We start from the raw sequence: 13,223 nt of genomic DNA, 5'->3' as shown, positions 1-13,223 counted from the left end.
CGGTGAAGCCGGTACAAGAACCCTCAGGCACAAAAAAGCCCCGACTCTCACGAGCCGGGGCTTCGATTGAAGCGCTACGACGGCTTAGCCGTTGAACACGTCATCCACGCTTTTCAGCGGGTAGTTCTTCGGATACGGCAGGGTCGCCACACCGGTCTCGATGGCGGCCTTGGCCACCGCGTCGGAAACGACGGTGATCAGGCGGGCGTCCATCGGCTTCGGAATGATGTACTCACGGCCGAACTCCAGCGCGTCGACGCCGTAGGCGGCGCAGACTTCCTTCGGCACCGGCAGCTTGGCCAGGTCCTTCAGGGCGTTGGCGGCGGCGATCTTCATTTCTTCGTTGATGCGCTTGGCGCGAACGTCCAGGGCACCGCGGAAGATGAACGGGAAGCCCAGCACGTTGTTGACCTGGTTCGGGTAGTCCGAACGGCCGGTGGCCATGATCACGTCGTTGCGGGTGGCGTGGGCCAGTTCCGGGGCGATTTCCGGATCCGGGTTGGAGCAGGCGAACACGATCGGGTTGGCCGCCATGCGCTTGAGCTGCTCGGCAGTCAGCAGGTTCGGGCCGGACAGGCCGACGAACACGTCCGCGCCTTCGATGGCGTCGTCCAGGGTGCGCTTGTCGGTGGCGTGGGCGAACACGGCCTTGTACTGGTTCAGGTCGTCACGGCCGGCGTGGATCACACCGGTGCGGTCGATCATGTAGATGTTCTCGACCTTGGCGCCCATGCTCACCAGCAGCTTCATGCAGGAGATGGCGGCGGCGCCGGCGCCCAGGCAGACGATCTTGGCGTCGGCCAGGGTCTTGCCGGCGATTTCCAGGGCGTTGATCATGCCGGCGGCGGTCACGATGGCGGTGCCGTGCTGGTCATCGTGGAACACCGGGATGTCGCACTGTTCGATCAGGGCGCGTTCGATCTCGAAGCACTCGGGTGCCTTGATGTCTTCCAGGTTGATGCCGCCGAAGGTGATGGAGATGCGCTTGACGGTGTCGATGAAGGCTTGCGGGCTTTCCGAGTCGACTTCGATGTCGAACACATCGATGCCGGCGAAGCGCTTGAACAGCACGCCCTTGCCTTCCATCACAGGCTTGGAGGCCAACGGGCCGAGGTTGCCCAGGCCGAGAATCGCGGTGCCATCGGAAATGACTGCAACCAGGTTGCCCTTGCCGGTGTACTTGTAGGCCAGTTCAGGATCGCGGGCGATCTCGCGTACCGGCTCGGCTACGCCGGGGCTGTAGGCCAGCGACAGGTCGCGGGCGGTGGCGGTGGCCTTGGTGAGCTCGACACTCAGCTTCCCTGGACGAGGATTGGCGTGATATTCGAGAGCGGCAGTTTTCAGATCAGACATTTTGGCATTCCGCTTTTTACTGTTGGACAGACTGGTCAGCGAGGATACGCGCCTCGCAAAGTCCTCACAAGACTGGCCGGTCACCCCTGTCAAGCGCGCTGTCCTACGACTTTGGGCCAAGAGCCACGGCCCGCAAGGGCTGGACTGTTCACAATCACCGGCAAAAATGTCTACAATTTTTTTCAGCGGGAAGGCTGCAGCATGGCCGGATCCGTCAACGGCAGCAGCCAGCGCGGCTGCCCCGGCGACGATCCGCCGCGCCGCGAGCGGTCGACCACCCAGCCACGGGCCTCGATCTGCCTGCCTTCCAGCCGTTGCAGCGCCGCGCCGTCGAAACGGTCTAGCAGATTGGGCGCAACGCGCAGTACAAGCGCGTCCTGTATTTCGATCAAGATTGCGCCCCGATTGCGTCGGACCGTGCTCACACGCCCGCTGACCACGGCAAAGCCCGAGCGGGCGATCTGCTCCGCTTTCAGTACAGGCGAGCGCTTCCACACGCCGCGCCCGGCCCGTCGCGCCTGGCGCTCGGCGGCCTGCTGGCAGGCGACGAAATCCACGTTCGGCGCCACCGCCACCTGATACCCGAGGCCGTCAGCGAGCATTTGCGCTTCGAGATTGACGCCGCCGCGGCTGAAAACGTGCGCCAGCGTCCGACCGTAACGGTCCTTGGACTCCTTGCCGGGCAGCAGGCCGACGCGCCCGCCACTGTCGGCCACCAGCGACGCCAGGCGTTGGCGCGCCGCCTCGGCGAACGGCTCGTCGCGGCGGCCCTGCTTGCCCAGCTCCGGGGTGTTGAGCCCGATCATCCGCACGCTGCGCCCGTCGCTCAAGCGCAGGGTGTCGCCGTCCACCACGCGCTGCACCGCGACATCAGCCAATCCGCCGGGCGCCGGGCAGAACGCCTGGGCGCCCGGCAGCCAAATCGCGGACACAAAAAAGGCGCCCGCAAGGGACGCCTTTTTCATCAGACCGGAAAAGCCTTGAAGGTTTTCCAGAATGAGCGGCCTTAGGCCTTTTTCGCGCCGAAAGCACCGAAACGGTCGGCGAACTTCTGAACGCGACCACCGGTGTCCAGAGTCTTCTGCTTACCGGTGTAGAACGGGTGGCACTCGTTGCAAACGTCGATCGGCAGAGCTTTGCCGTGAGTCGAACGGGTGACGAACTTGTTACCGCAGCTGCAGGTAACATCGATTTCAACGTAGTTTGGATGAATATCGGCTTTCATGGTGCTTTCCTCAGCTAGCGTGCCGCCACCCAACACGATTGTTGAATACCGCACGGAATTAGGGCGCGGATTCTACCAGACCTTGCCGATCACGCAAGCTGTCCCTTGAACCGACCGTCTGCTAGGCTCCCGCCCCATAGGCGACGCCCCACAGGTCATGTGCGCGACCGCTCCTTTCATCAGTCTGCCGATCGAGACCCCGCGTGCCCGACGCCATCTTGCGCCTCGCCTTGCCCTCCCCCCTGCGCCGCCTGTTCGACTACCGCGCTCCGGCCGGCGTGCCGCGCGACCGTCTGCAGCCGGGCATGCGCCTGCGGGTGCCGTTCGGCCGGCGGGAAATGATCGGGATCCTGGTGGAGGTCTGCGACACCAGCGACGTGCCGGCGGACAAGCTCAAGCCCGCGCTGGCCCTGCTCGACGCCAGCGCACCGCTGCCGCCGGCCCTGTTCAAGCTGTGCCTGTGGACGGCCCAGTACTATCAGCACAGCCTCGGCGACACCCTGAACTGGGCGCTGCCGGTGCTGCTGCGCCAGGGCGAGCCCGCCGAGGCCCGCCAGGAACGCTTCTGGTCGGCGGCCCCAGGCGCCAGCCTCGACGACCCGCGCATCGCCCGCGCCCCGCGCCAGCGGGAGGCCCTGGCCACACTGGCCCAGCATCCGCACGGCGTCGCCCACGGGCTGCTGGGCAAACTGATGCTGAACAAGGACAGCCTCGACCTGTTGCTGGCCAAGGACCTGGTGCAGGTGGAGGTGCGCCGCCATGCGCCGGGCGTGCGCCACGAGCATTGGCTGGCGCAGCCGGAGCTGCCGCTCAACGCCGAACAGCGCGCAGCCTATGAGGCGATCCGCGCCGGCTTCGACAGTTATCACGCGTTCCTGCTGGCCGGCGTCACCGGCAGCGGCAAGACCGAAGTCTACCTGCAACTGATCCGCGAAACCCTCGAAGCCGGCAAGCAGGCCCTGGTGCTGATCCCCGAGATCAACCTCGGCCCGCAGACCCTGGCGCGCTTCGAGCAGCGCTTCAACGCGCGCATCGCCCTGCTCCATTCGGCGGTCAACGACCGTGACCGCCTCGACGCCTGGCTCGCCGCCCGGGACGGCGAGGCCGACATCATCATCGGCACCCGTTCGGCGCTGTTCACCCCAATGAAGAACCCGGGGCTGATCATCATCGACGAAGAGCACGACGGCTCCTATAAACAGCAGGAAGGCCTGCGCTACCACGCCCGGGACCTGGCGCTGGTGCGCGCACGGCAGGAGAACATCCCGATCGTCCTCGGCTCCGCGACGCCTTCGCTGGAAAGCCTGCACAACGCCTACACCGGCCGCTACGGCCTGCTGCGCCTGAACGAGCGCGCCGGCGGCGCCAAGCAACCGCGCTTCCTGCGCCTGGACGTGAAGAGCCGGCCGCTGGACAGCGGCATCAGCGGCCCGATGCAGCAAGCCATCGGCCAGACCCTCGCCGCCGGCCAGCAGGTACTGGTGTTCCTCAACCGCCGGGGCTTCGCGCCGACCCTGCTGTGCCACGACTGCGGCTGGATGTCCGAATGCCAGCGCTGCGATGCGCGGATGACCGTGCACCAGCGCTACGGCGAACTGCGCTGCCACCATTGCGGCCATGTCGAGCGCGTGCCGCGCCAGTGCCCCAAGTGCGAGCGGGTCGACCTGCGGCCGGTGGGCGCCGGCACCGAACGGGCCGAGGAGCGGCTGGCGATCCTGTTCCCGGACTACCCGGTGCTGCGGGTCGACCGCGACAGCACCTCGCGCAAGGACGCGATGAACCAGCTGTTCGCCACCATCCAGAAAGGCCAGCCGTGCATTCTGGTCGGCACCCAGATGCTGGCCAAGGGGCACCACTTTCCCCGGGTCACGCTGGTGTCGATCCTCGACGCCGACGGCGGCCTGTTCTCCGGCGACTTTCGCGCAAGCGAAAGGATGGCGCAGCTCATCGTGCAGGTGGCCGGCCGCGCCGGACGGGCGGAGGAGCCGGGCAAGGTAATCATCCAGACCCACCTCGCCGACCATCCTTTATTGGTGCAACTGACCGAACAGGGCTACTTCGCCTTCGCCGAGCAGGCCTTGAGCGAGCGCCGCGCCGCCGGCCTGCCGCCGTTCGCCCACCTGGCGCTGCTGCGCGCCGAGGCGCACAAGCCGGGCCAGGCCGAAGCTTTTCTCGACGAAGCGTGCAGCGCAGCCGAACGCATGCTGGCCGAGCAGAACCTCGGCGGCATCGAACTGCTGGGCCCGGTGCCGGCACCGATGGAGCGCCGGGCCGGGCGCTATCGGGCTCAATTGCTGCTGCAGGCGACGGCGCGGGCTCCGTTGCACCGGCTGCTGGCCGGTTGGCTGCTGGCCCTTGAGCAGATGCCGAGCGGGCGGGCGGTGCGCTGGTCGCTGGATGTCGATCCGGTGGACCTGTACTGACGGACGGATCGCCATCGCCGGCCGGCCCTCTGCCACAAGGAATCGCGGCGCAATTGTCGCCGCACATCCACATCCTGCCTGCTAAGGTTGGCAAGCCCGTCTTCGCAACGGATAATGCCCAGTTTTTCCACCCGCGCACCGATGCGCCGCCGCGCCAGCGGTCGAAAGAGACGACCATGAAAGACACCATTCGCCAGCTGATCCAGCAAGCCCTCACCCAACTCGTCAACGAAGGTGTGTTGCCTGAAGGCCTGTCGCCGGCGATCCAGGTGGAAAACGCCCGTGACAAGACCCACGGCGACTTCGCCAGCAACATCGCGATGATGCTGGCCAAGCCTGCGGGCATGAAGCCGCGCGACCTGGCGGAAAAGCTCATCGCCGCCCTGCCGGCCGACGAGAACGTCACCAAGGCCGAGATCGCGGGCCCCGGCTTCATCAACTTCTTCCAGAACACCCAGGCCCTGGCCAACCGCCTTGACGCCGCCCTGGCCGACGCCCGTGTGGGCGTGCGCAAGGCCGGTCCTGCGCAGCGCACCGTGGTCGACCTGTCGGCGCCGAACCTGGCCAAGGAAATGCACGTCGGCCACCTGCGCTCGACCATCATCGGCGACGGCGTGGCCCGCGTCCTCGAGTTCCTCGGCGACGACGTGATCCGCCAGAACCACGTCGGCGACTGGGGCACCCAGTTCGGCATGCTGATGGCCTACCTGCAGGAAAACCCGATCACCAGCGACGAGCTGTCGGACCTGGAGAACTTCTACCGCGCCGCCAAGCAGCGCTTCGACGAGTCCGCCGAATTCGCCGACCGCGCCCGCGGCCTGGTGGTCAAGCTGCAGGCCGGCGACGCCGAGTGCCTGGCGCTGTGGACCCGGTTCAAGGACATCTCGCTGTCGCACTGCCAGAAAATCTACGAGCTGCTCAACGTCAAGCTGACCATGGCCGACGTGATGGGCGAGAGCGCCTACAACGACGACCTGATCAACGTGGTCAACGACCTCAAGGCCGCCGGCATGCTGGTGGAGAGCAACGGCGCCCAGTGCGTGTTCCTCGACGAATTCAAGAACGCCGACGGCGACCCGCTGCCGGTGATCATCGTCAAGGCCGACGGCGGCTACCTGTACGCCACCACGGACCTTGCGGCCGTGCGCTACCGCAGCGGCAAGCTCAACGCCGACCGCGCGCTGTACTTCGTCGACCAGCGTCAGGCCCTGCACTTCCAGCAAGTGTTCGCCGTGGCGCGCAAGGCCGGTTTCGTGACCCATCCGATGGAGATGGAGCACATGGGCTTCGGCACCATGAACGGCGCCGACGGCCGTCCGTTCAAGACCCGCGACGGCGGCACCGTGAAGCTGATCGACCTGCTGACCGAGGCCCGCGAGCGCGCCTATAGCCTGGTCAAGGAAAAGAACCCGACGCTGGCCGAGGACGAACTGCGCAACATCGCCCGGGTGGTGGGCATCGGCGCCGTGAAATACGCCGACCTGTCCAAGCACCGCACCAGCGACTACAGCTTCAACTTCGACCTGATGCTCAACTTCGAAGGCAACACCGCGCCGTACCTGCTGTACGCCTACACCCGCGTGGCCGGCGTGTTCCGCAAGCTGGGCAAGGACTTCAGCGAAGTCGACGGCCAGATCGTCCTCGAAGCGGCGCACGAGCAGGAACTGGCGGCCAAGCTGGCGCAGTTCGGCGAAGTGCTGAACAACGTGGCCGAGAAAGGCACGCCGCACGTGCTGTGCACCTACCTGTACGACGTCGCCGGCCTGTTCTCCAGCTTCTACGAGAACTGCCCGATCCTCGCCGCCGACACCCCGGCGCAGATGCAAAGCCGCCTGCGCCTGGCCGCGCTGACCGGCCGTACCCTCAAGCAAGGCCTGGAACTGCTGGGCCTGGAAACCCTGGAGCGCATGTAAGTTGGCTGCCAAGAAAAAACCCGCCCCCAAGCGCGGCGCCAGCCGCTACCAGGCCCCGGCCAAGCAACCGATTCCGGGCTGGCTGTGGATGGCCATCGGCCTGACGGTCGGTGCGTTCATCGTGTTCCTGATGAAACTGGAGCCGGGCAAGGGCAGCGACACGGTCAAGCGCGAGAAGGTCGAGCAGCAGCAACAGCAGAAGGCCACCAAGATCGCCGAGGCCAACAAGACGCCTCCGAGCCCGACGCAACCGGTGAAGCCGAAGTACGACTTCTACACCCTGCTGCCGGAATCGGAAGTGATCGTGCCGCCGGACGCCGTACCGGAGAAAACCTTGCCGACGCCGCAGGTGCCGGCGATCCCGACCACCCCGGTGACCCCGGCGGAAGCGGCGAAGATCGACACCGCGCGGGCCCAGGCGGCGCTGGCCGGCATCACGCCGCCGCCGGCCCCGCCGGTGGCGAAGGCGGCGCCGGTGACCAAGTTCTTCCTCCAGGCCGGTTCGTTCCGCAAGGAAGCCGACGCCGACAAGGTGCGGGCGCAGATCATCCTGCTGGGCCAGGCGGTGTCGGTGGAGTCCGGCACGGTGAAGGACGAGACCTGGTACCGCGTGCTGGTCGGCCCGTTCAGCAACCGTGAGCAACTGACCACCGCACAGAAGCAGTTGGCGGGCAGCGGCTTCAGCAACTTGCTGTTACAACAACGCCAGAGCCGCTGACCCGGCACGTTGCGGCGAGGGCGCTGGCTCCCGACGGGGCGCCAAGCGCCCCCGAACCCTGCGGATCCTGCGCTTCAGACAGGCCAGGATCCCAGGACTTGCGGCGGGAGGGAGCGAACGCCCTCGCCACAGCCGCGCCCACCGCTCGTCCCCTCGCCACCCCCGCAGTTGAAATACCGTCCTCCACCCCCATATGGGTGTGCATAAGGCATTTTCGCCCCGCTGCGTGGAGACTCTTCCCTTGACCACCATCGTTTCAGTCCGCCGCCACGGCAAAGTCGTCATGGGCGGCGACGGCCAGGTTTCCCTCGGCAACACCGTGATGAAAGGCAACGCGAAGAAGGTTCGCCGCCTGTACCACGGCCAGGTCATCGCCGGTTTCGCCGGCGCCACCGCCGACGCCTTCACCCTGTTCGAACGCTTCGAAGGCCAGCTCGAAAAACATCAGGGCCACCTGATCCGCGCCGCCGTCGAACTCGCCAAGGAATGGCGTACCGACCGTTCCCTGAGCCGCCTCGAAGCGATGCTCGCGGTCGCCAACAAGGACGCCTCGCTGATCATCACCGGCAACGGCGACGTGGTCGAACCCGAAGACGGCCTGATCGCCATGGGTTCCGGCGGCGCCTACGCCCAGGCCGCCGCCAGCGCCCTGCTGAAGAAAACCGACCTGTCGGCCCGCGAAATCGTCGAGACCGCCCTCGGCATCGCCGGCGACATCTGCGTCTTCACCAACCACACCCAGACCATTGAGGAGCAGGATCTCGCTGAATGAGCCTGCCGCGCCCCGCGCCACAGCTCGTTTCTGCTTGAGGACCGTCAATCACCATGTCCATGACTCCCCGCGAAATCGTCCACGAACTCAACCGCCACATCATCGGCCAGGACGATGCCAAGCGCGCCGTCGCGATTGCCCTGCGCAACCGCTGGCGCCGCATGCAGCTGCCTGAAGAGCTGCGCGTTGAAGTGACCCCCAAGAACATCCTGATGATCGGCCCGACCGGCGTCGGCAAGACCGAGATCGCCCGTCGCCTGGCCAAGCTGGCCAACGCGCCGTTCATCAAGGTCGAAGCGACCAAGTTCACCGAGGTCGGCTATGTCGGCCGCGACGTCGAATCGATCATCCGTGACCTGGCCGACGCCGCGATCAAGCTGCTGCGCGAGCAGGAGATGACCCGCGTGCGCCACCGCGCCGAAGACGCCGCCGAAGAGCGCATCCTCGACGCCCTGCTGCCGCCGGCGCGCATGGGCTTCAACAGCGACGACGCGCCGACCCCGGACTCCAACACCCGCCAGCTGTTCCGCAAGCGCCTGCGCGAAGGCCAGCTGGACGACAAGGAAATCGAGATCGAAGTGGCCGAAGCCATGGGCGTCGACATTTCCGCGCCGCCGGGCATGGAAGAGATGACCAACCAGCTGCAGAACCTGTTCGCCAACATGGGCAAGGGCAAGAAGAAGGCCCGCAAGCTCAAGGTCAAGGAAGCGCTGAAGCTGGTGCGCGACGAAGAGGCCGGGCGCCTGGTCAACGAAGAGGAACTCAAGGCCAAGGCCCTGGAGGCGGTCGAGCAGCACGGCATCGTGTTCATCGACGAGATCGACAAGGTGGCCAAGCGCGGCAACGTCGGCGGCGCCGACGTGTCCCGCGAAGGCGTGCAGCGCGACCTGCTGCCGCTGATCGAGGGCTGCACCGTCAACACCAAGCTGGGCATGGTCAAGACCGACCACATCCTGTTCATCGCCTCCGGCGCGTTCCACCTGAGCAAGCCGAGCGACCTGGTGCCGGAACTGCAAGGCCGCCTGCCGATCCGCGTCGAGCTCAAGGCCCTGAGCCCGGAAGACTTCGAGCGCATCCTCAGCGAACCGCACGCCTCGCTCACCGAGCAGTACGGCGCGCTGCTCAAGACCGAAGGCCTGAACATCCAGTTCCAGCCCGACGGCATCAAGCGCCTGGCGGAGATCGCCTGGCAGGTCAACGAGAAGACCGAGAACATCGGTGCCCGTCGCCTGCACACGCTGCTTGAGCGCCTGCTGGAAGAGGTGTCGTTCAGCGCCGGCGACCTGGCCAGCGCCCACGACGAGAAGCCGATCCTGATCGACGCCGACTACGTCAACAGCCACCTGGGCGAATTGGCGCAGAACGAAGACCTGTCCCGTTATATCCTGTAAGCCACCCTTACAGATGTAGCGGAACGGTGGAAGCGAGCCTGCCCGCGATGGCGGCGGTTCAGACAACCTCTGGGTTGAATGTGCCGCCCCATCGCAAGCAGGCTCGCTCCCACAAGGTTCCGCACCAGACGGATACCCGGTCATGCTGCCCACCGACATCAAACTGCACAAAGCCTCCAAGACCCTGACGCTCGCCTACGCGTCCGGCGAATCGTTCACCCTGCCCGCAGAGTTCCTGCGCGTGCACTCCCCCTCCGCCGAGGTCCAGGGCCACGGCAAACCGATCCTGCAGTACGGCAAGCTCCACGTCGGCCTGACCAAGGTGGAACCGGCCGGTCAGTACGCACTGAAACTGACCTTCGACGACGGCCACGACAGCGGACTGTTCACCTGGGAATACCTGTACGAACTGGGGCGACGTTATGACGCACTCTGGGCCGATTACCTGGACGAACTCAAAGCCGCCGGCAAATCCCGCGACCCGGACGAGTCCGTCGTCAAGCTGATGCTCTAGCCCGTGCCTCGGGCGGTTTAGAGGGCATTTTCTAAATTCATCTGTTTGAATGCTCCGCTTGTGCGGCCGAGGACTGGCCCGCTTGCGAAAAAAACCAATCTCGGGTAACCAATGGAACTGGCAAGTTCCCTGCAGTGTTCCGTGCACTGCAGATCTGCCCTGCAGAATCAACGGTCACCCGAGCGGCAGTACCTGGCACCGGCTGTAAGACTGCACAGTGAGGACCGGGTACTCGTCTCAGGACAATGGAGCGTCGTAGATGAGTAACAAGAACAACGATGACCTGAAGTACCAAGCCTCGGAAAACACCTTGGGGCTCAATCCCGTCGTCGGGCTGCGCGGAAAGGATCTGCTGGCCTCCGCCCGCATGGTGCTGACCCAGGCCATCCGGCAACCGATACACAGCGTCAAGCATGTCGCCCATTTCGGCCTTGAACTCAAGAACGTGCTGTTCGGCAAATCCGAACTGCAGCCTGCCGGCGACGACCGTCGCTTCGTCGATCCGGCCTGGAGCCAGAACCCGCTCTACCGCCGTTATCTGCAAACCTACCTGGCGTGGCGCAAGGAACTCCACGACTGGATCGACGACAGCAGCCTCTCGCCCAAGGACATCGCGCGCGGGCACTTCGTGATCAACCTGATGACCGAAGCCATGGCCCCGACCAACAGCGCGGCGAACCCGGCGGCGGTCAAGCGCTTCTTCGAGACCGGCGGCAAGAGCCTGCTCGACGGCCTCTCGCACCTGGCCAAGGACCTGGTGCACAACGGCGGCATGCCGAGCCAGGTCAACATGGGCGCGTTCGAGGTCGGCAAGACGTTGGGCGTGTCCGAAGGCGCGGTGGTGTTTCGCAACGACGTGCTGGAACTGATCCAGTACAAGCCGATCACCGAGCAGGTGTTCGAGCGACCGCTGCTGGTGGTGCCGCCGCAGATCAACAAGTTCTACGTGTTCGACCTGAGCCCGGACAAGAGCCTGGCCAAATTCTGCCTGCGCAGCAACGTGCAGACCTTCATCGTCAGCTGGCGCAACCCGACCAAGGAACAGCGCGAGTGGGGCCTGTCGACCTACATCGAAGCCCTCAAGGAAGCGGTGGACGTGGTCACCGCGATCACCGGCAGCAAAGACGTGAACATGCTCGGCGCCTGCTCCGGCGGCATCACCTGCACCGCCCTGCTGGGCCACTACGCGGCCATCGGCGAGAACAAGGTCAATGCCCTGACCCTGCTGGTCAGCGTGCTCGACACCACCCTGGACACCGACGTCGCCCTGTTCGTCGACGAACAGACGCTGGAGACCGCCAAGCGCCACTCGTACCAGGCCGGCGTGCTGGAAGGCAAGGACATGGCCAAGGTCTTCGCCTGGATGCGCCCCAACGACCTGATCTGGAATTACTGGGTGAACAACTACCTGCTCGGCAACGAGCCGCCGGTGTTCGACATCCTGTTCTGGAACAACGACACCACACGGTTGCCGGCCGCGTTCCACGGCGACCTGATCGAAATGTTCAAAAACAACCCGCTGACCCGCCCCGACGCACTGGAAGTGTGCGGCACGCCGATCGACCTCAAGCAGGTCACCGCCGACATCTTCTCCCTGGCCGGCACCAACGACCACATCACCCCGTGGAAGTCCTGCTACAAGTCGGCGCAGCTGTTCGGCGGCAAGGTCGAGTTCGTGCTGTCGAGCAGCGGCCACATCCAGAGCATCCTGAACCCGCCGGGCAACCCGAAGGCGCGCTACATGACCAACAGCGAAATGGCCGACGACGCCGATGACTGGCAGGAAAACTCGACCAAGCACACCGACTCCTGGTGGCTGCATTGGCAGGCGTGGCAGGCCCAGCGTTCGGGCGAACTGAAGAAGGCCCCGGCGAAGCTGGGCAACAAGGCGTACCCGGCGGGCGAAGCGTCGCCGGGCACTTACGTGCACGAGCGGTAACCGACACCCCCCGCCCCACCCTGCGGGGCGGGGGTGAACCCAATAGCCACAGGGCCTGAGCATGCCGCACCCGTTCATCTTCCGCACCGTCGACCTGGATGGCCAGACCATCCGCACCGCGGTGCGCCCCGGCAAGCCTCACTTGACGCCCTTGCTGATCTTCAACGGCATCGGCGCCAACCTGGAGCTGGTGTTTCCCTTTGTCGCGGCGCTGGATCCGGATCTTGAGGTCATCGCCTTCGACGTGCCCGGCGTCGGCGGTTCCTCGACGCCGAGCCGACCGTACCGGTTCGCCGGCCTGGCGAAACTCACCGCACGGATGCTCGACTACCTCGACTACGGCCAGGTCAACGCGATCGGCGTGTCGTGGGGCGGCGCCCTGGCGCAGCAGTTCGCCCATGACTACCCCGAGCGCTGCAAGAAACTGGTGCTGGCGGCCACCGCCGCCGGTGCCTTCATGGTGCCGGGCAAGCCGAAGGTGCTGTGGATGATGGCCAGCCCGCGCCGCTACATCCAGCCGTCCCACGTGATCCGCATCGCGCCGCTGATCTACGGCGGCTCGTTCCGCCGCGACCCGACCCTCGCCGCCAGCCACGCGGCCAAGGTGCGCTCGGCGGGCAAGCTGGGCTACTACTGGCAATTGTTCGCGGGCCTGGGCTGGACCAGCATCCACTGGCTGCACAAGATCCATCAGCCGACCCTGGTGCTGGCCGGCGACGACGACCCGCTGATCCCGCTGATCAACATGCGCATGCTCGCCTGGCGGATCCCCAACGCCCAGCTGCACATCATCGACGACGGCCACCTGTTCCTGATCACCCGGGCCGAAGCGGTGGCGCCGATCATCATGAAATTCCTGGAGGAGGAACGTCAGCGTGCGGTGATGCATCCGCATCCGGCATCGCCGGGGGCATGACCGATCCGGCACGTTTTATGGAAGGTGTGTGGCAGGACGCCGCGCAGGCAACAATCCGC

General features: G+C 65.7%; 11 protein-coding genes. 8 read left to right on the top strand and 3 right to left on the bottom strand.

The window, feature by feature from the left end:
* Positions 1-84: 84 nt before the first annotated feature.
* The 3 genes from CAG41_RS22670 to rpmE form a co-directional block, all read right to left on the bottom strand.
* Entirely contained in the window at positions 85-1,353 is a 1,269-nt protein-coding gene (locus CAG41_RS22670) for a malic enzyme-like NAD(P)-binding protein (RefSeq protein WP_085585431.1), read from the bottom strand.
* Between the two features lie 182 nt (positions 1,354-1,535).
* Positions 1,536-2,318: a thermonuclease family protein gene (locus CAG41_RS22665; RefSeq protein ID WP_085585433.1), complete on the bottom strand. Its 783-nt coding sequence runs from the start codon at positions 2,316-2,318 to the stop codon at positions 1,536-1,538.
* A 41-nt stretch (positions 2,319-2,359) separates the two neighbouring features.
* Positions 2,360-2,578 (bottom strand): 50S ribosomal protein L31, encoded by a 219-nt coding sequence (gene rpmE / locus CAG41_RS22660; protein ID WP_085585435.1) that lies wholly within the window; start codon positions 2,576-2,578, stop codon positions 2,360-2,362.
* A gap of 203 nt (positions 2,579-2,781) precedes the next feature.
* Here rpmE and CAG41_RS22655 point away from each other — a divergent pair, with 203 nt between their 5' ends.
* The 8 genes from CAG41_RS22655 to phaZ all read left to right on the top strand — a co-directional run bounded on the left by CAG41_RS22655 (position 2,782) and on the right by phaZ (position 13,164).
* Positions 2,782-5,001: a primosomal protein N' gene (locus CAG41_RS22655; protein ID WP_085631063.1), complete on the top strand. Its 2,220-nt coding sequence runs from the start codon at positions 2,782-2,784 to the stop codon at positions 4,999-5,001.
* Between the two features lie 176 nt (positions 5,002-5,177).
* The gene (gene argS / locus CAG41_RS22650) at positions 5,178-6,914 is read left to right on the top strand and encodes an arginine--tRNA ligase (protein ID WP_085631065.1); all 1,737 of its coding nucleotides are present in this window, start codon (positions 5,178-5,180) and stop codon (positions 6,912-6,914) included.
* Position 6,915: 1 nt separating this feature from the next.
* Positions 6,916-7,632, top strand: a complete 717-nt coding sequence (locus CAG41_RS22645; RefSeq protein WP_085585441.1) for an SPOR domain-containing protein — start codon at positions 6,916-6,918, stop codon at positions 7,630-7,632.
* A 241-nt stretch (positions 7,633-7,873) separates the two neighbouring features.
* A complete protein-coding gene (gene hslV / locus CAG41_RS22640) occupies positions 7,874-8,404 on the top strand; it encodes an ATP-dependent protease subunit HslV (RefSeq protein ID WP_007968352.1) in 531 nt (176 codons plus the stop codon).
* 53 nt (positions 8,405-8,457) lie between these two features.
* On the top strand, positions 8,458-9,795 hold the full coding sequence (gene hslU, locus CAG41_RS22635; RefSeq protein WP_085656848.1) for an HslU--HslV peptidase ATPase subunit: 1,338 nt from the start codon (positions 8,458-8,460) through the stop codon (positions 9,793-9,795).
* A gap of 142 nt (positions 9,796-9,937) precedes the next feature.
* Complete coding sequence (locus CAG41_RS22630) at positions 9,938-10,309, top strand: gamma-butyrobetaine hydroxylase-like domain-containing protein (RefSeq protein WP_085585445.1); 372 nt, start codon at positions 9,938-9,940, stop codon at positions 10,307-10,309.
* A gap of 259 nt (positions 10,310-10,568) precedes the next feature.
* Positions 10,569-12,248, top strand: coding sequence for a class II poly(R)-hydroxyalkanoic acid synthase (gene phaC, locus CAG41_RS22625; protein WP_085585447.1), 1,680 nt, complete (start codon positions 10,569-10,571; stop codon positions 12,246-12,248).
* 61 nt (positions 12,249-12,309) lie between these two features.
* Complete coding sequence (gene phaZ / locus CAG41_RS22620; RefSeq protein ID WP_085585449.1) at positions 12,310-13,164, top strand: poly(3-hydroxyalkanoate) depolymerase; 855 nt, start codon at positions 12,310-12,312, stop codon at positions 13,162-13,164.
* Positions 13,165-13,223 lie beyond the last annotated feature (59 nt).

The organism is Pseudomonas sp. B35(2017) (assembly GCF_002113645.1).
In the GTDB taxonomy this organism is placed as follows: domain Bacteria; phylum Pseudomonadota; class Gammaproteobacteria; order Pseudomonadales; family Pseudomonadaceae; genus Aquipseudomonas; species Aquipseudomonas ekonensis.
The sequence above is the reverse complement of the archived record's forward strand: the minus strand, read 5'-3'. Positions and strand labels throughout refer to the sequence as shown.